We start from the raw sequence: 21312 nt of genomic DNA on the forward strand, positions 1-21312 counted from the left end.
CCGGGGAGGCCTGCTGCAGCTGCTCGTCGAGGAAGCGGGCAGGGTCCATCATGGGCAGGGCGGTCATCGCGTCGAGCTCCTTCGAAGGCACTGTGAGAGGTCCTACGAAGCATCACGCGGTGGCCGCCCTTCGACGTCTACGCCACACCCGTCACCCGGGCCGGCCGTACACCACCCTGCTGGACGCCACTGACGCCGGAGGCCGGGCTGCCGTGCGGCGACCTCTCCTGCGCCTGTGCGAGCGGTGCCAGGCCGCGCGCGTGGGTGTACGAGGACCTTCGGCGTGACGGGCTCTGCCACCGGGGGTGGAGGCGCCCCGGGGGCTGTCTGGAGGGGCGTGGGCGGTCTCAGGGGCCTCCTCGGGCGGCGGGCGTCGGGCGAGAGCTCCTCGAGCGACCTGCCCTCGCCGGCACGACGGCGGGGACCGCGCCGCCAGCCTCGGGACGACGAGCGCGGCGTCCGCTCGCCGTCCACACGCGGTGCGCGGACGGGCTCCGTCCACAGACCGCCGGAGCACCCTCCGACGGCGACCTCCGGCGGCGGAGGGTCAGCGCAGGAGGTCGCACCCCGCGGCCCCGGAGGAGGAGCCATGGTCACCGCCCGCACCACCACCTGCCCCGCCCGCCGCCGGTCGCCGGGCAGCGGCGCCGTCCCGCGCTGCCGGGCGGGCGTCCCGGCCCGGTCGAGGCCGTCCGGCGCCCCCACCGTGCGGGCGACGCCGCGGGCCTGCGCCCCGGTGCCCGCGACGAACGCGCTGCCGATGACGAGCGCGCTGCCGTCGACGAGCGCCGTGCCGAAGAGGAACGCCGTGACGCCGACGTACGGGCTGGCGACGAGTGGGGCGCCGACCACGCGCGTGCCGACGGGCGAGGGGCTGGTCGGCACCCCGTCGCGGGGCGGCGCGCTCGCGCACCCGGCGGCGGTCGCCGGGAGGCGCGAGCAGCCGTGCCGCGCGCTCGCCGCCGGCGTGCGTCCCGCCGTCGCGACCCTGCGCGGGGAGCTGCGGGACGTCGGCATGGCCACGGCCGAGTACGCCATCGCCACCCTGGCCGCCTGCGGCTTCGCCGGGCTCCTCGTGACCCTCCTCGCGAGCGACCAGGTGCGGACCCTGCTGCTCGGCATCGTCCGGCGCGCCCTCTCGGTCGGATGAAGGACGCCGGTCGGGCGGCGGCGACGGGTGGTCCGGCGGTGGGTCGAGGGCGCGCCGCCGTCCGCGGGGCGCCCGGCGCCCGACCGGCTGGTCGCGCTCGCCCGCGGACCACGGGTGCTCGTCCGAGGGCCACCGGCCCGGCACGGGGCTCCGCCCCCGACCCGGCGGCGCGAGGCTCCGGCCGTGACCGGGCCAGAGGTCTCACCGCGGGTCCGGCCCGGCGCGAGAGAGGAGCGGTGACGGCCGAGCTGGCCGTCGGGCTGGTGGCCGTCGTCGTGGTCCTCGCCGCCCTGCTGTCGGTGGGGCAGGCCGTCGCCGCGCAGGTGCGCGTCACGGACGCCGCCGCCGGCGGGGCCCGGGCCGCCGCCCGCGGGGCGTCGGCGGCCGAGGTGCGGGCCCTCGCCACCGCGCTGGCCGGGCCACGGGCGACGGCGGTCGTGCAGCTCGGCGGGAGCCGTGCGGACGTGGTCGTCACGGCGCCGGTCGAGCTCGTGCTGCCGGGCACCCCGGTCGTCACCGCCCGTGGGCGGGCCTCGGCCGCCGTGGAGGTCGGCGTGGCGGGCGCGGGCCCGTGACGCGCCGCGTCCCGGGTGGCCGGCCGGACGGCCGTCGGTCGGCCCTCCGGGAGGCGTGGGCCGCGCGGGCGGAGGCGGCGCGGGACCGGCGCGGTCCCGGCGGTGGTGGAGCCCGGCGTGGTCACGGCGAAGCTGGAGCCCGTCGCGGCGACCGTGGCGCGGGCTCGGTGCTCGTGCTGGGGCTGCTCCTCGTGGGCGTCCTGCTGTGCACGGCCGCCGCGGCCCTCGGGCAGGCCGTGGTGGCCCACCACCGCGCCGCGGCGGCGGCGGACCTCGCGGCGCTGGCCGGCGCGGACGTCACGCTCGGGCGCGCCGTCTCCGCCGGCGGGCCGTGCGACGCGGCGGCGAGCGTCGCCGCGCGGGGCGGGGCCCGGCTCGTCGACTGCACCGCCGGCGAGCTCGAGGTGGTGGTCGTCGTCGCGGTCGACGTCCCCGGCGCCCTGGGCGGGCTCGGACCGGCACGGGCCTCGGCGCGGGCCGGTCCGCGGTGAGCCCCGACCCGGAGCCGGTCCGCGGGGCCGGGGCAAGGGGGGCCAGACCGGACCGCGGAGCCGGGGTCCGGTCACGGCGAGGCGGTCGCCGGCGGGCCGGGCGTGGCCCGCGCCCGTCACGGACGAGCCAGGGCACTGCGAGGCGGTGCTCGACGAGGCGGGGCTCGACGAGCGGGCGGGACGGCGAGCGGGCGGGTCGGCGAGCGGGCGGGACGGCGAGCGGGCGGGACGGCGAGCGGGCGGGACGGCGAGCGCGTGACCGCGGCGGTGCGGCCCGGCGGGCGACTGTGCCGCGTCTCACCGCGGCGGGGGCGGCGCGTCCTCGTCGGCGTGCGCGAGCACGGCGCGCAGGAGGGCCACGGCGCCGGGCTTGCTCAGCGGCTCGTTGCCGTTGCCGCACTTGGGCGACTGCACGCACGCCGGGCACCCCCGGGTGCAGGGGCAGGCGACCACCGCCTCGAGCGTCGCGCCGAGCCAGGCGCGCGCCGCCGCGAACCCGCGCGCGGCGAAGCCGGCGCCGCCCGGTGCGGCGTCGTGCACGAAGACCGTCGGCGCCCCGGTGTCCGGGTGCAGGGCGGTGGAGACCCCGCCGACGTCCCAGCGGTCGCTCGTGGCGACGAGCGGCAGGAGGCCGATGGCCGCGTGCTCGGCGGCGTGGGCGGCGCCGGGCACGTCGGACGCGTCGATCCCGTGGCGGGCGAGCACCTCCTCGGGCACCGTCCACCACACGGCGGCCGTGCGCAGCGTCCGGGGCGGCAGGTCGAGGGGCTCCTCGCCCCCGACGGGCCGCCCGTCCCGGGTGCGGCGGCGCCGGAAGGACACGACCTGGCTCGTGACCTCCACCAGCCCCGTGCGCAGGTCCACCGGCCCCCAGGAGCGGTGCGCGCGCTCGGCGAGCACCCGGACGTCGGTGACCTCCCGCGCGGACGTCGTGACGTCGACGTCCTCGCGGCGGACGAGCGCCGTGGCCGCCTCGACGTCGAGGTGCTCCACGACGTAGGTGCGCCCGCGGTGCACGTGGACGGCGCCCTCGTGGACGCTCGCGTGGGCGGCCCCGGCGTCCACCGTGCCCACCACCCGGCCGGTGGCGCTCTCGACGACCGCGACCGGGGCGCCCCCGGCCCCCCGCAGGTCGAGGGCGTCGGCGGGCCGCCCGTCGCCCACCCAGAACCAGCCGGCGGCGCGCCGGCGCAGCAGGTCGCGCCGCACGAGGACGTCGAGGAGGGCGCGCACGTGGTCCGGGTCGCCGAAGCGGCCCAGCTCCTCGGGCCGCAGGGGCCGCTCGGCCGCCGCCGCGGCCAGGTGGGGCGCGAGGACGTGGGGGTTCTCCGGGTCGAGCACCGCCTCCTCCACGGGGCTGCCCACGACCGCCTCGGGGTGGTGGACGAGGTAGGTGTCCATCGGGTCCTCGCGGGCGACGAGGACGGCGACGGCGTCCTCGCCCCGGCGCCCGGCGCGGCCCACCCGCTGCCACAGCGACGCGCGGGTGCCCGGCCAGCCCGCCAGCAGCACCGCGTCGAGGCCCGCGACATCGATGCCGAGCTCGAGGGCGGACGTGGCGGCGAGACCCCGCAGCCGTCCCGACCGCAGCGCCCGCTCGAGCTCGCGGCGCTCCTCCGGGAGGTAGCCCCCGCGGTAGGCCGCCACCGTCCCGGCCGACGCCGGGCGCCTCGCGCCGACCCTCTCGGCCGCGTCGAGGGCCACCTCCTCGGCCGAGCGCCGCGACCGCGTGAAGGCCAGGGTGCTCACCCCCGCGACCACGAGGTCGGCCATGAGCTCGGCCACCTCGACGGGCGCCGGCCGGCGCGGCCCGGCCTCCCCGGACGCCCCGGACGCCCCGGACGCCCCGGACGCCCCGGACGCCCCGGACTCCCCGGACGCCCCGTCACCCGGCTCCGGACCGGGAGCCGCGTCGGTCCCGCGGCCCACCCCTGCGTCGACCGCCGCGTCCACCTCTGAGTCCACCCCTGCGACGACCACCGCGTCCCGCCCCTGCCCCGGCGGGATCGGGCGCAGCGGCGGCTGCCACAGCAACAGGCTCAGCGCGCCGCGCGCCGAGGCGTCCTCGTCGACGACCTCCACCGGCAGGCCCGTGAGCCGCTGCGCCGTGCGCCCCGGGTCGGCCGTCGTCGCGCTGGCGAGGACGACGACGGGCGCGGCCCCGTGGTGCTCCGCGACGCGCAGGAGGCGGCGCAGCACGGCGGCGACGTGCGAGCCCAGGAGGCCCCGGTAGACGTGCGCCTCGTCGACGACGACGTGCCGCAGCCGGCGCAGGAAGGGCGCCCACCGCCCGTGGTCGGGCAGCAGCGAGCGCGACAGGAGGTCGGGGTTGGAGAGCACGACGTCGGCGTGGCGCCGCACCCACGCCCGCTCGTCGGGCGGGGTGTCGCCGTCGCAGACCGCCGCGACGACGCCGGGGACGGCCAGCTCGTCCAGCGCCGCCAGCTGGTCGGCCGCCAGCGCCTTCGCGGGCGCCAGGTAGAGGGTGGTGGCGCCCCGACCGCCCCAGGCGGCGGGGCCCGCCTCGCGCGCCGCCGTGAGCGCGGGCAGCCAGTACCCCAGCGACTTGCCGGACGCGGTGCCCGTGGCCAGGCAGACCGACCGCCCGGCGCGCACGAGCTCGGCCGCTCGCACCTGGTGCTCCCACGGCGCGCGCACCCCGCGGCGCCCGAGCGCGGCGACGACCTCGGGGTCGGCCCACGCGGGCCAGGGCGCCGGGCGCCCCGGCCGGGCCGGCCGCTCGTGCACGTGGAGGACGCGCTCGTCGCGCCCGCCCGCGAGCAGCGCCGCCAGCGCGCGAGCGCCCGGACCGCCCGCTCCCGGGAGGACGTCGGGGGAGGGGGCGACGAGCGCCGCGCGGGGGGCGGGGAGGACCTCGGCGACCACGGCGCTGACGCTGCCACGCCCCACCGACAGCCGGGCCCGGCGCACGTGGGGACGCCCGTCCCGCCCGGCCCGCGACGTCGTCCTCGCGGCCCGCGACCTCGGTCACCGCGTCTCGGCGTCCGCGTCGCCCGGAGGGGCCGCGACGCCGTCGCCCGGAGGGGCCGCGACGCCGTCGCCCGGAGGGGTCGCGACGCCGTCGCCCGAGGGGCCTCGACGGCGTTCCCGGTGGGCCCGGGAGGGTGCAGCGGGGGTCGGTCCGGGGCCCTCGGGCAGCGCCGGACGTGCGCAGGATGGTCTAATGCGGGCAGCAGCCGGCCCCCGCCGGGCGGCCCACCGGGTCGCGGAGCTCGACGTCTGGGAGTGCACACGTGGACCTGTCCGTCACCAGCCACGAGCAGGGTGGACGCACCGTCGTCGCCGTCGGCGGCGAGATCGACGTCTACACCGCCCCCCAGCTGCGGGAGCGCCTCAACGACCTGGTCGCCGACGGCCAGTACCACCTGGTCGTCGACATGCAGGGCGTCGAGTTCCTCGACTCCACCGGCCTCGGCGTCCTCGTCGGCGGGCTCAAGCGGGTCCGCGCGCACGACGGCTCGCTGCGCCTGGTCTGCGTGCAGGAGAAGATCCTCAAGGTCTTCCGCATCACCGGCCTGACCAAGGTCTTCCCCATCCACGACACGGTCGAGGAGGCGGTCTCCGCCTCCACCGGCTCCGAGGACTGAGCGCCGCCTCCTCCGGCGGGACGGGCGACCGGGGGCGCGACGGCGCGCACCCCGGCTCGTCCCCGGGCCCGCCGCCGGCCTCGGCCCCGCGCGCACGGCTCGGTGCGGCACCGGGCCCGCTCGTCCCGCTGCTCCTCGCGCTCGTCTGCGCGGTCGCGGTCCTGGGCGTGTGGCGCGCCCTCGTCACGACCGGCCCCGGCCAGGTCGTCGACGAGATCGCCTTCGCCGGGTCGGCGCGCGGGCGCGACCTCCTCGACGCGCAGGCGACCACCGTCCTGTCCGTCGTCTCGGAGGGGACGCTCGCGCTCGGCGTGGTCCTGCTCGTCGTCCTCGCCGCGGTCCGCCGCCGCCTGGCCCTGGCCGTGGCCGCCGTCGTCCTCGTCGCCGGCGCCAACGTCACGACGCAGCTGCTCAAGAAGGTCGTGCTCGACCGCCCCGCCCTCGGGCTGGGCGACGTCAACTCGCTGCCGAGCGGCCACACCACGGTGGCGGCGACGCTCGCGGTCGCCCTGGTGCTCGTCCTCCCCCCGGCGGCGCGGTCGACGGCGGCCGTCCTCGGCGCGGCCTACACGGCCGCCACAGGGGTGTCGACCCTCGTCGCGGGCTGGCACCGGCCCAGCGACGTCGCGGCCGCCCTCCTCGTCGTCGCCGTCTGGACCGGCGTCGTCGTCGCCGGGCTGCGCCTGCGCGAGCCGCGCCCGGGTCGTGGGTCGACGGCCGGGGGAGGGCGGTCGGGGCGGGCGCTCCTGGCCGCCGGGGCCCTCGTCGTCCTGCTCGGGCTCGCGGCCACGGCGCTGGCGGCGCTGCTCCTCGACGCCGCGGGCACGGTCGTCGTCTGGCGGGCGGCGCAGGACGCCGGGCGGGCGGTGCAGCTCCTCGCCTACGGCGGCGGCGTCCTCGTCGCCACCGGCGGCTCGGCCGCCCTGCTCGGAACCGCCCTCGCGCTCCTGCGCCGCACCCCCGTCTGAGGTCCGGCCCCTCGGCGGCAGGGCGCTCCCCGTCCGTGCCCGTGCCCGTGGCCGGTTGGACCGCCCACCTAGCCTGGCGGGCGTGAGCGACGACCCGCCCGACCCGGCCCGCCTGCCCGACGACGTCGCCGCCCTCGCCGAGGACCTCGACCGGGTCGGAGGGGCCGGCTACCGCGTCGACGCGGTGGCGGCGCTCCTCGGCCCCGTCGCGGACGCGGCCCTGCACCGCGAGCAGCCGGTGCCCGCGCGCCGCGCCGTGGCCTCCGCGCTGGCGCAGGGCGACCCGCTGGCGGCGCTCGTCGCCCCGCTCGTGCTGGGCGCCGCCGTGCCCGAAGCGGACCTCGCCCGCGCCCTCCCGCGGTGCGGTGTCGACGGCGCCGCCCGGCTCGGCCTCGTGCGGCGGACCGACGACGGGCTCGTGGCGCCGCTCGTCGAGCTGCGGCCCTACGCGGCCGTGGACGCCCGCGGCCCGGCCGACTGGTGGGTCGCCTCCGACCTCGGCGAGATGGCGGTGCCCGGCCCCCTGCGCACCGACCACGTCCTCGGCATCGGCGGCGCCTCGACCACGCTGGCCCGCGCGACCGTCCGCGGCGAGGTCGGCCGCGCCCTCGACCTCGGCACCGGCTGCGGCGTCCAGGCCCTGCACCTGCGCCGCCACGCCCGCGAGGTCGTGGCCACCGACGTCTCGTCGCGGGCGCTGCGCCTGGCGGCCCTCACCCTCGCGCTCGACGACGCCGCCCCCGACCTCCGGGGCAGCCCCGGGGGCGACCCCTCGGCGGCGGGCCGGCGCGCCCCCGTCGACCTGCGCCGCGGGAGCCTGCTCGAGCCGGTGGCGGGGGAGGAGTTCGACCTCGTCGTCTCCAACCCGCCCTTCGTCATCACCCCGCGCGACGCGGGCGTGCCGGCCTACGACTACCGCGACGGCGGGGCGGTGGGGGACGCGCTCGTCCAGCACCTCGTCGAGCACGTCGGGGACGTGCTCGCGCCGGGCGGCACCGCCCAGCTCCTCGGCAACTGGGAGCACCGCGAGGGCGAGCCGTGGCGCGAGCGCGTCGGCGCGTGGCTCGACGCCAGCGGGCTGGACGGGTGGGTCGTCCAGCGGGAGGTGCTCGACCCCGCCGCCTACGCCGAGACGTGGGTGCGCGACGGCGGCCAGCCGCCCGGGCCCGCGTTCGACGCGCTCGTCGGCGCCTGGCTCGACGACCTGGCCGCCCGCCGCGTCGAGGCCGTCGGGCTCGGCATGGTCGTCCTGCGGCGCCCCCGCACCGGCGCCGGGGGCCGCCTGCGCCGCCTCGAGGAGGTCGCCGGCCCCGCCGCCGGGCCGCTGGGCGCCCACGTCGCCGACGTCCTCGCCGCCGCCGACCTCCTGGCCGACCTCGACGACGCCGGGCTCGCGTCCCGGCGCCTGCGGGTGGCCGACGACGTGACCGAGGAGCGGCACGCCCGGCCGGGCGCCGAGCACCCGGAGGTCGTCCTGCTGCGCCAGGGCAGCGGCTTCGGGCGGGTCGTGCGCGTGGGCACCGCCGTCGCGGGCGTCGTCGGCGCGTGCGACGGCGAGCTGCCGCTCGGCGCGCTCGTCGGCGCCGTCGCGGCGCTGCTCGAGCGCCCGGCCGAGGAGGTCGCCGCGGAGGTGCTGCCGGCCGTGCGCGGCCTCGTGGGCGACGGCCTGCTCGTGGTGGACGACGAGGGGGTGGCCCCGTGAGCGCCGGCGCCGGCGCCCGCGAGCGCGACGAGCAGGGACGCCCCCAGAACGCGCGACCGCGCGACGAGCTCGGCCGCCCCCTGCCCCGCGGCGCGGCGGGGGTGCCCCGCGTGCCCGAGGACCTCGTCCTGCCGCCGCCCGAGGCGCTGGTGGAGGCGCAGCGCCTCCTCGACGCGGGCATGCCCTTCCACGCCCACGAGGTCCTCGAGGGCGTGTGGAAGTCCTGCCCGGAGGACGAGCGCGACCTGTGGCAGGGGCTCGCCCAGCTCGCCGTCGGGCTGACCCACCACCTGCGCGGGCGCCCGCGCGGCGCCGCGGTGCTGCTCGAGCGCGGACGCGGGCGCGTCGCCCCCTGGCGCTCGGGCGGCCCGCTCGCGGGCCGCGGCTCGTCGGCGCTCGTCGACGTCGACGGCCTGCTGCGCTGGTCGGGCGACCTGCTCGACGTCGTGCGGGAGGCCGACGAAGGGGCACCCGCCGAGCCGACGCGCACGCCGCGGCTGCGCGCCCCGCGGCCGGGGTCCGGGGCGCCGTCCGGCACGGGGCGCCTGCGCCTCGAGCGCCGGGCGCTGACGCCCGCGGAAGCGCACGAGGTGGTCGCGTGGCGCTACCCGCCGCCGCACGACCGCCACGACCTGGGCCCGGGCGACGTCGCCGGCCTCCTCGCGCGCTCGGCCGACGGCCGCGACGGCGTCGAGCCGGTGCTCGACGAGGCCGGCGCCCTCGTGGGCCTGGTGTGCCTCGGCGTCGAGGCCACCGTGCCCGGCCAGCCGCACCGGCAGGGCGAGGGCGTCGCCGCGGGGGCGAGCGGGGGCGGCGCCGAAGACGTCCTCGACGTCGGCCTCGGCGTCCGCCCCGACCGGCTGTCCGCGGGCGTCGGCGGGGCGGCCCTGGCCGCCCTCGTCGCCGCCCTGCGCGTTGAGCCGGTCCCGCCCCGGGAGGTGCGCGCCGTGGCGCGGGAGGAGGACGGCCGCGCCCTCGCCGTCCTCGCCCGCGCGGGCCTGACCGCGCGGGCCCGCTTCACCGGCCCGGGCGACGACGTCTTCGTCGAGCTGCGCGGTCGGCTCGACGCGCTCGGCGAGCCGGTGCGCGAGGACGGCGGGGCGCTCCCCGGCGCCCGCTGAAGGGAGCCGTCCACGACCGTGACCGTGCACGGTCACCGTCGTGGACGGCTCCCGCCCGACGGCGGCGCAGCGGGCGACGGGCGAGGGCGGGCGAGGGCGGCGGGCGCGAGCACCCGGCCCGGGCACGTACCGTCTGCGCGGGGCCGCGGACGCGTCGCCCCGGGGCGGCGACCGCGCGCACGGCGCGGGCAGGCCCGTGAGGAAGGGGCACCGTGGCAGGCAGGACCGGGACGGCCAGCACGACGACCCGGCGGCTCGTGATCGTCGAGTCGCCCGCGAAGGCGCGCAAGATCGCCGGCTACCTCGGCGACGGGTACGACGTCGAGGCCAGCGTCGGCCACATCCGCGACCTCCCGCAGCCGAGCGAGCTGCCCGCCGAGATGAAGAAGGGCCCCTTCGGCCGCTTCGCCGTCGACGTCGAGCACGGCTTCGAGCCCTACTACGTCGTCGACGCCGACAAGAAGAAGAAGGTCACCGAGCTCAAGCGCCTGCTGAAGGACGCCGACGAGCTCTTCCTCGCGACGGACGGCGACCGCGAGGGCGAGGCCATCGCCTGGCACCTCCTGCAGACCCTCAAGCCGTCGGTCCCCGTGCGCCGCATGGTGTTCCACGAGATCACCCGCGAGGCGATCCAGCGGGCGCTGGAGTCGACCCGCGACATCGACACCGACCTCGTCGACGCGCAGGAGACCCGGCGCATCCTCGACCGCCTCTACGGCTACGAGGTCTCGCCGGTGCTGTGGCGCAAGGTCCGCGCCGGCCTGTCCGCCGGCCGCGTGCAGTCCGTCGCCACCCGCCTCGTCGTCGAGCGCGAGCGCGAGCGCATGGCCTTCCGCGCCGCCGAGTACTGGGACCTCACGGCCGAGGTGGCCGCCGAGCAGGACGCCGACGGGCAGTCCTTCCGGGCGCGCCTGGCGCGCGTCGACGGGCGCCGCGTCGCCACGGGGCGCGACTTCGACGACAGCGGCGCCCTGACCTCCGACGCCGTCGTGCTCGACGGCGCCGTGGCCGGCGCGCTGGCGACGGCCCTCGGGGAGGCCGGCGCGGACCTCGGCGCCACGGTCACCTCGGTCGAGACCAAGCCGTACACGCGTCGTCCGGCCGCCCCCTTCACGACCTCCACGCTGCAGCAGGAGGCCTCGCGCAAGCTGCGCTCCAACGCGCGGGCCACGATGCGCACGGCCCAGTCGCTGTACGAGAACGGCTACATCACGTACATGCGCACCGACTCGGTCGCGCTCTCCAGCGAGGCCGTGGGTGCGGCCCGCCGCCAGGCGGCCGACCTCTACGGCCCCGAGTTCGTGCCCGACGCGCCCCGCGTCTACGCCAACCGCTCGAAGAACGCCCAGGAGGCCCACGAGGCCATCCGCCCGGCGGGCGACAGCTTCCGGACGCCCGCGCAGGTGTCCGGCGAGTTGCGCGGCGACGAGTTCCGCCTCTACGAGCTCATCTGGAAGCGCACGGTCGCCAGCCAGATGGCCGACGCGCGCGGCTCGACGGCGTCGGTCCGCCTCGGCGCGGCCGTGCCCGTCACCGACGCGACGCGCGAGGCGCAGGTCGCGGGCCGTGACGTCGAGCTGTCCGCCTCCGGCACGGTCATCACCTTCCGCGGCTTCATGGCCGCCTACGAGGAGAGCCGCGACGAGGACCGGCACGGCTCCGGCGAGGACGGCGAGCGCCGCCTCCCCGAGCTCGTCGAGGGCCAGGGCGTGCTCCTGTCCGACGTCCTCGCCGACGACCACCAGACCTCGCCGCCGCCCCGCTACACCGAGGCGAGCCTCGTCAAGGCCCTCGAGCAGCAGGGCATCGGGCGCCCGTCGACGTACGCGGCGACGATCTCGGTCATCAGCGACCGCGGGTACGTCCAGCACCGCGGCTCCGCGCTCGTGCCGACGTGGCTGGCCTTCGCGGTCACGCGCCTGCTCGAGGAGCACTTCGCCCAGCTCGTCGACTACCGCTTCACCGCCTCCATGGAGGAGGAGCTCGACCGCATCGCCGCGGGCGCGGAGGAACGGCGCAGCTGGCTCTCCCGCTTCTACTACGGCCCCGAGGGCCTCGGCGGCGGCGCGGGCGACGACGACGGGCCCGACGCCGCGGGCGCGCGCAGCGGGCCCCGGGGCCCCAGCCCGGCCGGGGCGGCCGGCGAGGCCCTCCCGGCGGGGCTCAAGCCCCTGGTGGACGACCTCGGCGACATCGACGCCCGCGACATCAACTCCGTCCCGATCGGCGAGGGCATCACGCTGCGGGTGGGGCGCTACGGCCCGTACCTCGAGGCGACGGGCGAGGACGGCGAGCCCCAGCGCGCCTCAGTGCCTGACGACGTCGCCCCCGACGAGCTCACCGTCGAGAAGGCCCGCGAGCTCCTCGCGACGCAGTCCGAGGGCGACCGCGAGCTCGGGACGAACCCGGCGACCGGGCGGACGGTCGTCGCCCGGGCCGGCCGCTTCGGCCCCTACGTCACCGAGGTCGTCGAGGACCCGCCCGCCGACGAGGCCCCCGCGAAGGGCCGCAAGAAGGCACCGGCGAAGGTGAAGCCGCCGACGGCGTCGCTCTTCAAGACGATGCAGGTCGAGACGGTGACGCTCGACGACGCGCTCAAGTTGCTTTCGTTCCCGCGCGTCGTGGGGGAGGACCCGGCCGACGGGCAGGAGATCACCGCCCAGAACGGCCGCTACGGGCCCTACCTCAAGAAGGGCACCGACTCGCGCTCGCTCGAGACCGAGGACCAGCTCTTCGACGTCACGCTCGAGCAGGCGCTCGCGCTCTACGCCCAGCCCAAGCGCGGGAGGGGGCGCACGGCCACCCCGCCGCTGCGCGAGCTCGGCGACGACCCCGTCTCCGGCAAGCCGGTCGTCGTCAAGGATGGCCGCTTCGGCCCCTACGTGACCGACGGGGAGACGAACGCGACGCTCCGCAAGGACGACGCGGTCGAGTCGATCACCCCCGAGCGCGCCGCCGAGCTGCTGCAGGAGAAGCGCGACCGCGGGCCGGCCAAGAAGCCGGTGCGCAAGGCCCCGGCCAAGAAGCCGGCGCGCAAGGCCCCGGCCAAGAAGCCGGCGGCGAAGAACTAGGGGCGGCGAGGTCTGCAAAGCGGGCTGAAGGCCGTGTGCAACACGCCTTTCGCGCACAGTCAGGCGCCGATCTGGGCGGACGTCCGACGGGGCCGCGACCTTCTCGGTCGCGGCCCCGTCGAATCCTGCCCCCGTCGGCTGACTGCGGGCACCTCTTATCCTTTTGCGGACATCCGCGTCCTAGTCAGTACTGGAGCCGCCCACCTCCGCTGTCGACGAGGAGGGCGACGGAGGCCTGACCGCTGTCGGCAGTCTCTACGAGCGTGTACGAGATCGTCGAGACAGCTCGTGCTGGGTTACCGGAAGGGACCTCGATGCGTAGAGAGCCACTAGCCCGGCTGGCTCCCGTGACGTCGTAGGCGTAGTTGTAGACGTCGTCAATGAATCCTGCTCCCTGTCGACCGGGGAGCATTCTGTAGTCGGCGTAGTAGTCCATGTATGCGATCGCATTTTCCCACCTGATGTTGCAGTTGTCGAAGTAGGTGTAGGAAGCTGCGGTCGTGACCTGACAGCCAGATATTCCGGTCGCCAGGGCACTCGCGTCCGTGGCTGCCGGCTTCGCCGCTAGCTCCCTCTCGGTGCGAGCAACGGATCCGTCTGGGTACGTCAGTGTCGTGGCTGCGAACCTGTGGCCGTGACGGGTTTCGGTCGTGGTCGTTGCGCTCGCCGGTTCAGCGTCCATCGTCATCGAGTCCCATGCGTCCCCGGCCTCAAGTGCGTCGATGAGGTCGTTGACCTTCTCGGGTCCTACCCCGAAGTCACTCAACTTCTCGCCGATCTCGGCCTTTGCGTTGCTGTCGAGGCCATTCACTGCCGCCCGCGCGGGAGTCGCCACTGCAGGTGCGGCGAGCGTCAGGGAGATGATCCCGCCGACGATCGCGCCAATCCGTGTCGTCTTACGCATCAGAAGTTCCTCTCTGTGCTTGTGATGTCACGGCGTTCGAGATGAGTACTACACCGGAAAAGGCCCTCGTCCATCACGAACACATAAAGGCTATGGCTTCAAGACCAAGCATCAAGCGGGAGTGCCCGTGCTCGGGCCGAGTCGGCTGCCCGGCTGTGGCGCTCTGTGGTCGACTGGTTGAAAAGCGTGGACGCCAGTCGCTCACCGCACGCGTGGTCCGCCTTGTAGGTGCATGCCTGTCGTACCAGCCGCAACATCTCGTGACAGACAGTCCGCGATGCGGAGGGCTCCGTGCCATCTAGTCATCTCATGAAGTGGGACCCCACTCGGGCAGCGCGTGGGGCGGTGTGCCACCCGATACAGGGCTTCGATACGTGACAGACGCGAAGGACGCACGACGTCGCCGAGTGGGTGTCTGCGTTCCTTGCGCGCGGTCGCCACGGTGCCCACCCTCTACTTGACCGAGAGCGGGGCCCGTCGGCGACGACGCCGACTCAACGCCCGTCGGCCATGACGCAGGTGCGTCCCTGACGTCGCCTGATCTGCCCTTGGCAGTCTCCCTGTGCAACCGCAAGGTCGGGGCGAAGGCCTTCGACGCTGACTGCCATCATCTTGTCGTACTGCTGCGAGGCGGCGACCTTGCAACGGGTGCGAGACGGCGCTGGACCGTGCGCGTGGGTCATGACTGTCCTCGCGCCCACGACGCCGCCGCAGCGCGCGAACGTCGGCCCGATACGACGGTGTAGTCGGCGCGGGCGCCTTCGGGCCGCAAGTGAGCGCACGAAGGGCCGCCCCCGAAGGGGCGGCCCTTCACCAAGGTGCGCCGCTTCGGGCGCGGGGTCAGCCCTGGATCTGCTCCAGGACGTCCGGGTTTGCCTCGAAGTAGGCGTCGACGGCCTCCTCGTACTGCCCCTCGCCGTACTCGTTGACGACCATGTTCTCGAGCTCGCCGTACTGCTCGTCGGTCAAGGAGAAGTTGGCCATCATCTCGGCGACCTCCGGCATGTCGTCGGAGAAGCCGGCGCGCGCGAGCTCGTGCAGGCCCTCGGGGTCGCCCATGGCGCCCTCCGGGTCCTCGAGGTCACGGACCGGGAACTCCGAGCTGGCCCAGAAGGGCCGCCACAGCGTGACGACGATGTCCTCCTGCGAGTCGATCGCCGACTGGAGCTCGGCGAGCATCGCCGTCGTCGAGGACGTCTGCAGCGTGTACTCGTCGCCGAGCTCGTACGTCGGGATGGCCGAGTCCTGCACCACGCCCGTCAGGCCGGCGCCAGGCTCGATGCCGACGACGCGCCCGCCGAAGCGGTCGGCCTGCCCCTGCAGGTCGGCGATCGAGTCGACGCCCTCGACGTAGTCGGGGACGGCCATCGTGAGGACGGCGCCGTCGTACCAAGCACCGAGGTCCTCGATGTCCTCGCCGTACGTCTCCATGTACTGCGCGTGCGTCACCTCGGGCCAGCCCGATGGGTACACGTCCACGGCGCCGTCGGCGAGGCCCTGGTACAGGGGACCCGGGTCGCCGAGCTCCTCGAACTCGACGTCGTAGCCCTGGTCCTCCAGCACGTGCTGCCAGACGTAAGCGGTGCTCAGGCCGTCGGTCCACGAGGGGAGGAAGCCGAGGGTGACGGTGCCGCCGCCGGCTACGTCGGTGCTGCCGCTACCGGCGTCGGTGGTCGCGGTCTCGTCCGAGCCGCAGGCGGTGACCGCCAGGCCGGCGACGGCCAGGCCAGCGACCAGGCGGGCGGCTCGAGTGGTGTGCTTCTGCACGGTGTGTCCTCTCGTCGTGCGGGCACCCAGGTCTGTGGCTGCCCGCGGCGTTCGGTCGGTCGTGCGTCCCTCCCGCGCTGGTGCGCGGAGGGAGGTCTGGTGTCAGCGCAGCGCTGGACGTCGAGAGTTCCGCTGCTCCGATCCGCGCTGCTCCTCGGACGCCGTCTCGCTGCCCGTGTCGCCGCCTTCTGTGCTCGTGCTGCCGCGGTTCAGGAGGCTGCGGGCGCGCTCGAGCCGCAGTCTCGGCGTGCCGGAGCCGAGAGCCGCCGTGAGGCGGTCGAGGTAGATCGCGAGGACGACGACGGACAGACCGGCCTCGAAACCGAGCGCGAGGTCGAGGCTCGAGATGGCCCTGACGACGACGCTCCCGAGCCCCCCGCCACCGATGAGGCCGGCGATGACGGCCATCGAGAGCGCCAGCATGATGACCTGGTTGATCCCGGCCATGATGGTCGGGAGCGCCAGCGGCAGCTGGATGCCACGGAGGATCTGCCGAGGAGTCCCGCCGAAGGCCGTGCCGGCCTCGACCACCTCGGCGTCGACCTGCCGGATGCCGAGCTCGGTGAGCCGCACCCCGGGGGGCAGGGCGAAGACCACCGTGGTCACGAACCCCGGCACCGTCCCGATGCTGAAGAAGGCCACGGCGGGGATCAGGTAGACGAAGGGGGGCATCGTCTGCATCAGGTCGAGCACGGGCTTGAAGAGGGCGCTGGCCCGTGCGCTGCGGGCGGCCAGTATCCCCAACGGGACGGCGATGACCGCGGCGACGAGGGTGGCGCCGATGATGAAGGCCAGGGTCTCGACGAACTCGACCCACAGCTCCATGCTCACGACGAGCACGAGCGCCACCAGAGAGCCCGCGCCGAAGCGCGCTGAGCGGATGAGCCCGCCCAGCAGAGCGAGGAGGGCCACGAGCACGAGCGGGGGAGGCAGCAGGAGCAAGGTGACGAAGGCGTCGATGAACGCGGAGACGCCGGTGCTGAAGGCGTCGAAGACGGGGTCGGCGACGTCTCCGACCCAGTCGACCGCCACTTCGACGGCATCGCCCACGGGAACGTGGGGAAGCGGGACGATCTCGTTGACCTCAGCCACGGACGGCCTCCTTGGAGATGTCGGCGGACGTGCCCTCGACCGAGCCGGGGAGCCCGCCGAGCGCGCTGAGCATCGACGCGGCGGTGACGACGCCGACGACCTCGCCGGCGTCGTCCGTCACGGCGACGGAGCCGCCGCCCGTCGCGGCCGGCTGCAGGAGGTCGGCCAGCGGGGTGCGCAGGCCGGCGCGCGGCATGCGGTGCAGCTCGCCGTCGACCGGCCGCGGGGGCGCCATGACGTCCTCGGCGGTGAAGACCCGCGAGCGGTCGACGTCGGCGAGGAAGCTGGCGATGTAGTCGTCGGCCGGGGCGCGGAGGATCTCCGTCGGCGTCCCGGACTGCACGACCCGGCCCTCGCGCATGACGGCGACCCGGTCGCCGATGCGCATGGCCTCGTTGAGGTCGTGGGTGATGAAGACGACCGTGCGCCCCAGCGAGCGCTGCAGCTCGACGAGCTGGTCCTGCATCTCGCGGCGGATGAGCGGGTCGAGGGCGCTGAAGGCCTCGTCCATGAGCATGACGTCGGTGCCCGACGCCAGCGCGCGGGCCAGGCCGACGCGCTGCTGCATGCCGCCGGAGAGCTCCGACGGGCGGTTCCCCGCGCGGTCGCCGAGGCCGACCATCTCGAGGGCCTCGGCCCCGCGGCGGCGGCGCTCGGCGCGCTCCACGCCCCGGATCTCGAGGGCGTAGGCGGCGTTGTCGAGCACGGTGCGGTGGGGGAGCAGGGCGAAGTGCTGGAAGACCATGCTGAGGCGCTCCTGCCGGAGCCGGCGCAGGCCGTCCTCGTCGAGGCCGGTGAGCTCGACGTCGCCGACGTGGACGGTGCCCGCGGTCGGCTCGAGGAGCCCGTTGAGCATCCGGATGAGCGTCGACTTGCCGGAGCCGGACAGGCCCATGACGACGGAGATCTCGCCCGGCTGCACCTCCAGGTCGACGTCGACGACGGCGGGGGTCGCCCCGTCCGCGCGCACGTCGGCCACGGGCTCGCCCTGCTGCAGGCGCCGCACGGCCTCCTCGGGCCGTGGGCCGAAGACCTTGTACAGGCCTCTCGCCGAGACTGCTGCCACGTCGTCCTCTCGCCGGCCCCGGTCGTGCGGGCCGCTGGTCGTCGGGTGAGACGGCTCCGGCGCGGGTGGCGGACGCTGACCGCCCCGGAGCGCGCGCGGACGACCGCGGGCGGGGGCTGGGAGGTCGCCGTCCACGGGCTGGAGCCGGACGGCGCGTCGACGGTCCCGCGACGGGACCTCGCGGCGGTCCGCGGGCGCCTGCGGGGGCGGCGTGGGCCGGCCCCGGGCCCGGGGGTCCGCTGCGTGCTTGAGCGCTACATAACCACGCGGGCGGCGTGAGGTCGACCGCGCAGCCCTCCTGGTGACGAAGGGTGATGGGATCGTGACGTGCGACCCCGTGACGTCGGGGTGGGCCGTCGGGCCCCTCGTAGGGTGCCGCCCATGACGCGCTGGGGCTTCCTCGCCACCGGGGGCATCGCGACGACCGTCGCCGGTGACCTCCCGCTCGTGCCCGGGGCGGAGGCCCTCGCCGTCGCCTCGCGCGACGCCGGGCGCGCCGCGGCGTTCGCCGAGCGGCACGGCTTCGCGCGCTCCTACGGCTCCTACGCCGACCTGCTCGCCGACCCCGACGTCGACGTCGTCTACGTCGCGACGCCGCACGGCCAGCACCGCGCGGTGGCCCGGGCCGCCCTCGAGGCGGGCAAGCACGTCCTCGTCGAGAAGGCCTTCACGACGACGCTCGCCGGCGCCCACGAGCTCGTCGACCTCGCCCGTGACCGGGGGCTCTTCGCCATGGAGGCGATGTGGACCCGCTTCCAGCCGACGGTCGTCGCCCTCCTCGACGCGCTGGCGGACGGCGTCGTCGGCGAGGTGCGCCACGTCCACGCCGACCTCGGCTTCCCCGTGCCGGAGGACCCGGCGGGGCGCTTCTTCGACCCGGTGCTCGGCGGCGGGGCGCTGCTCGACATGGGCGTCTACCCCGTGTCGGTCGTCCGGATGGTCATGGGCGCGGCGCCGAGCGAGGTCCTCGCGCGCGGGAGCCTCACGAGCACGGGCGTGGACGCCGAGTCCTCGCTGCTCCTCGCGCACGCGGACGGGCGCACGGCCACGACGCTGTCCACCATCCTCGCCAGGCCGGCGCGCAGCGGCACGATCACGGGCACGGGCGGGCGCGTGGAGACCGAGGGCGCCGTCCACGCGCCGGACGCCTTCGTCGTGCACCGCCCCGACGAGGAGCCGGTGCGCACCGCGCTGCCGCGGACGGGGCGCGGGTACGCCCACATGCTCGAGCACGTGCAGGACTGCCTCGCCGAGGGCCGCACGGAGAGCCCGCTGTGGCCGCTGTCCACGACGCTCGAGGTCATGGGCGTGCTCGAGGCGGCGCTGCTGCAGCTCGGCGTCCGGATGGACGACGACCGACCCCTCTGACCGACCTCCCCGGCCGGCCCCTCCGGCGGACCGGCGCCCCCCCCCGGGTGCCCGTGGGTGCCGGGGTGGCGTCCGGGCCTCAGAGCGTGGCGACCGGCTCCCACGTGGGGGCGGGCGCGGGGCGGGCCAGGAGGTGGCCCTGCGCCATGTCGACGCCGAGGCCGACGAGGTGGTCCAGCTCGTCGGTCGTCTCGACGCCCTCGGCGACCGTGTGCGCGCCGGTGCGGCGGGCGAAGCCGACGAGCGCGGCCGCCATGGCCGAGCCGCCGCAGGAGCGGTGCACGTCGCGCACGATGCTCATGTCGATCTTGACGACGTCCGGGGCGAGCTGGACGACGTGGCGCATGCTCGCGAAGCCCGCGCCCGCGTCGTCGACGGCCACCTTCAGCCCGCGCTCGCGCAGCGGCGCCAGGGCGGCGGCGAGCGCCCCGTAGTCGTCGACGGGCTCGTGCTCGGTGATCTCCACGGCGAGGCCGTCGAGGCGGCCGGTGCCGAGCACCTCCTCGAGGAGGTGCCCGAAGGCCGGTGACACGACGGTCCGCGGCGAGGCGTTGACCGACAGGTGCCCGGCCACGCGGGCGGCGTGCCCCAGCGCGGACCGCAGGCACAGCAGGTCCAGCCGCTCGGCCTCGCCCGCCCGCTCGGCGCGCGAGAACCAGGGCCCGGGCGCCGAGCCGGGGGCGGGGAAGCGGGCCAGCGCCTCGGCCCCGACCACCCGGCCGCTGGCCAGGTCCACGACGCCCTGCAGGGCGGTCCCGGGCCCCCCGGAGGCCTCGAGCGCGTCGAGGTCGGCGACGACGCGGGCGCGGGAGTCCGCGATCCTGTCCTCCTCCTGCAGCAGCCCGACGAGGACGGGACCGAGGCTGCGCAGCACCTCGGCGTCACGGGCGCGCAGCTCGCGCCGGGGGGAGCGCGAGAGCGTGCAGAGGCTCCCGTAGAAGCTCCCGTCACCGCGGTGCAAGGGGACGCCGACGTACGCGCGGATGCTGTCGTCGCGCGTGGCCAGGATCGACGCGGCCACGGGGTGGACGGCGGTGTCGGGCACGACCTCCTCGACCTCCCGTGCCGCGACCCGGCGGCAGTAGGTGCCGTCGAAGGGCTCGGAGTCGCCGGCCCGCAGCAGCGCGGGGTCGTCCGAGCTCACGTGGCGGTAGACGACCCGCTCGCCCTCGAGGCGGCTGACGAAGGCCGCCTCCATGCCGAGCTGCGCCCGCACGAGGTCGAGCAGCGCGTCCACGCCGGACAGCGGCGCGGCGGGCGCCGCGGCGGCCGGTGGACGGGGCCGCGGCAGCGACGGCGGCCGAGCCGGCGCCGACCGGCGGAGCGCCTTCTCGGCGAACATCCGCGCGTCGGCGGAGCGCCAGGCGGCGTGCAGGTCCCCGGCCCCCTCGCGGGCGCCCGCGCCGACCGAGGCCTCCACGCCGTGCTCGGCCAGCGCGTCCCGCAGCGCCCGCGCGCGGTGCTCGACGTCCTCGCGGGACCTCTCGACGAGGAGGACCCCGAACTCGTCGCCGCCGAGGCGGGCGAGCAGGTCGCCCGGTCCCACCAGCTCGCGGGCCACCTCCGCCGCCCGGCGCAGCAGGGCGTCACCCGCGTCGTGGCCGTCGCGGTCGTTGACGGCCTTCAGCGCGTCGAGGTCGACGACGAGGACGCCGGCCGGCGTCCCGTGCCGCCGCCCGCGCGCGTCCTCCGCCGCGAAGGCGGCGTCCCACGCGCGGCGGCTCGCGGCGCCGGTGAGGGCGTCGGTCGCCGCGGCGGCCTCGGCCCGCTCGGCGCGGCGGACCTCGCGCTCCAGGCGCACCTCGTAGGCGAGCAGCAGCCCGAGCAGGCCGGCCTGCAGGCGCACGGCCGGGAGGGCGTCCGCGAGCTCGGCGCCCCGCGGCTGGCACCCGGCGGCGCAGAGGGCGCCCAGGAGCTCGCCGTCGGGGCCCTCGACGGGAACGGTGAGGTAGGAGTGCGCGTCCAGGCCGGTGACCGCCCGCATCCGGGCGTAGGCGGGGACGTCGTCGACGACGGGGGCCGCCATGGGGGCGCTGCCCTCGAGCATGCGCGCGCAGAAGGTGTCGTCCCAGCGGCGCACCAGGCCGACGTGGGCGCCGAAGGGGTCGTCGTCCTCCGCGGTCGCGATGACGACGTACTCCTCGCCGCGGCGGCGCGCGAGGAGCCAGGACTCCATGCCGAACCGGCGCTGGAGGTCCAGCAGCGCGGTCCGCGCGGCGGCGCCGAAGTCGCGCAGGCCGACGGCGCCCGACGGCGGGCGCAGCGGCCGCTCCGCCGCGTCCTGACCCTCGTGAGCGCCGACCGGCGCGCTCCCCGGGCGCACCGCGTCGTCCCCGCCAGCCCCCTCCTGCACCGCGCACCCCCACTCGAGACGACAGCCTGTAGCAGAAGGTAGCGCGGTGTCACCGCCCGGGGAGGCTCGACCGCGA

Annotated in this window: 14 protein-coding genes and 1 pseudogene; 9 read left to right on the plus strand and 6 right to left on the minus strand. The window is 76.8% G+C overall.

The window, feature by feature from the left end; translation table 11 throughout:
* Window positions 1–589 precede the first annotated feature (589 nt).
* From Q0789_RS15685 to Q0789_RS15695, 3 genes are all read left to right on the plus strand, one after another.
* The gene (locus Q0789_RS15685; RefSeq protein ID WP_298806899.1) at window positions 590–1150 is read left to right on the plus strand and encodes a DUF4244 domain-containing protein; all 561 of its coding nucleotides are present in this window, start codon (window positions 590–592) and stop codon (window positions 1148–1150) included.
* Window positions 1151–1386: 236 nt separating this feature from the next.
* A complete protein-coding gene (locus tag Q0789_RS15690) occupies window positions 1387–1725 on the plus strand; it encodes a TadE family type IV pilus minor pilin (protein WP_298806901.1) in 339 nt (112 codons plus the stop codon).
* Between the two features lie 167 nt (window positions 1726–1892).
* A complete protein-coding gene (locus Q0789_RS15695; RefSeq protein ID WP_363325903.1) occupies window positions 1893–2216 on the plus strand; it encodes an Rv3654c family TadE-like protein in 324 nt (107 codons plus the stop codon).
* 297 nt (window positions 2217–2513) lie between these two features.
* On the opposite strand, the gene Q0789_RS15700 is transcribed toward Q0789_RS15695, so the two are convergent.
* The gene (locus tag Q0789_RS15700; RefSeq protein WP_298806905.1) at window positions 2514–5102 is read right to left on the minus strand and encodes a DEAD/DEAH box helicase; all 2589 of its coding nucleotides are present in this window, start codon (window positions 5100–5102) and stop codon (window positions 2514–2516) included.
* Window positions 5103–5470: 368 nt separating this feature from the next.
* Between Q0789_RS15700 and Q0789_RS15705 the strand changes: the two genes are divergently transcribed.
* The 5 genes and pseudogenes from Q0789_RS15705 to topA all read left to right on the plus strand — a co-directional run bounded on the left by Q0789_RS15705 (window position 5471) and on the right by topA (window position 12686).
* Window positions 5471–5824, plus strand: a complete 354-nt coding sequence (locus Q0789_RS15705; RefSeq protein ID WP_298806907.1) for an STAS domain-containing protein — start codon at window positions 5471–5473, stop codon at window positions 5822–5824.
* 167 nt (window positions 5825–5991) lie between these two features.
* Complete coding sequence (locus Q0789_RS15710) at window positions 5992–6792, plus strand: phosphatase PAP2 family protein (RefSeq protein WP_298806913.1); 801 nt, start codon at window positions 5992–5994, stop codon at window positions 6790–6792.
* 82 nt (window positions 6793–6874) lie between these two features.
* Window positions 6875–8494: an SAM-dependent methyltransferase gene (locus Q0789_RS15715; protein ID WP_298806916.1), complete on the plus strand. Its 1620-nt coding sequence runs from the start codon at window positions 6875–6877 to the stop codon at window positions 8492–8494.
* Window positions 8491–8841, plus strand: a pseudogene (locus Q0789_RS16785) (DUF309 domain-containing protein); the annotation flags it as partial. The gene Q0789_RS15715 and the pseudogene Q0789_RS16785, both read left to right, overlap by 4 nt.
* A gap of 986 nt (window positions 8842–9827) precedes the next feature.
* Entirely contained in the window at window positions 9828–12686 is a 2859-nt protein-coding gene (gene topA / locus Q0789_RS15725; protein ID WP_298806920.1) for a type I DNA topoisomerase, read from the plus strand.
* 184 nt (window positions 12687–12870) lie between these two features.
* Here the strand turns inward: topA and Q0789_RS15730 are convergent, their stop codons facing one another.
* The 4 genes from Q0789_RS15730 to Q0789_RS15745 form a co-directional block, all read right to left on the minus strand.
* Window positions 12871–13590 carry a hypothetical protein gene (locus tag Q0789_RS15730; RefSeq protein ID WP_298806921.1) on the minus strand — a complete coding sequence of 240 codons (720 nt, stop codon included), beginning with the start codon at window positions 13588–13590 and terminating at the stop codon, window positions 12871–12873.
* A gap of 840 nt (window positions 13591–14430) precedes the next feature.
* Window positions 14431–15357 carry a glycine betaine ABC transporter substrate-binding protein gene (locus Q0789_RS15735; protein ID WP_298806922.1) on the minus strand — a complete coding sequence of 309 codons (927 nt, stop codon included), beginning with the start codon at window positions 15355–15357 and terminating at the stop codon, window positions 14431–14433.
* Between the two features lie 102 nt (window positions 15358–15459).
* Window positions 15460–16449, minus strand: a complete 990-nt coding sequence (locus tag Q0789_RS15740; RefSeq protein ID WP_298806924.1) for a proline/glycine betaine ABC transporter permease — start codon at window positions 16447–16449, stop codon at window positions 15460–15462.
* A complete protein-coding gene (locus tag Q0789_RS15745; protein WP_298806926.1) occupies window positions 16442–17515 on the minus strand; it encodes a glycine betaine/L-proline ABC transporter ATP-binding protein in 1074 nt (357 codons plus the stop codon). Before Q0789_RS15745 ends, Q0789_RS15740 begins: the two co-directional genes overlap by 8 nt.
* 372 nt (window positions 17516–17887) lie before the next feature.
* Here Q0789_RS15745 and Q0789_RS15750 point away from each other — a divergent pair, with 372 nt between their 5' ends.
* Window positions 17888–18883, plus strand: coding sequence for a Gfo/Idh/MocA family oxidoreductase (locus Q0789_RS15750; RefSeq protein WP_363325902.1), 996 nt, complete (start codon window positions 17888–17890; stop codon window positions 18881–18883).
* Window positions 18884–18962: 79 nt separating this feature from the next.
* Here Q0789_RS15750 and Q0789_RS15755 read toward each other — a convergent pair whose 3' ends face one another.
* Window positions 18963–21236, minus strand: a complete 2274-nt coding sequence (locus Q0789_RS15755) for an EAL domain-containing protein (protein ID WP_298806930.1) — start codon at window positions 21234–21236, stop codon at window positions 18963–18965.
* Window positions 21237–21312 lie beyond the last annotated feature (76 nt).

This window comes from uncultured Pseudokineococcus sp., assembly GCF_947499845.1.
Taxonomy (GTDB): Bacteria; Actinomycetota; Actinomycetes; order Actinomycetales; family Quadrisphaeraceae; genus Pseudokineococcus.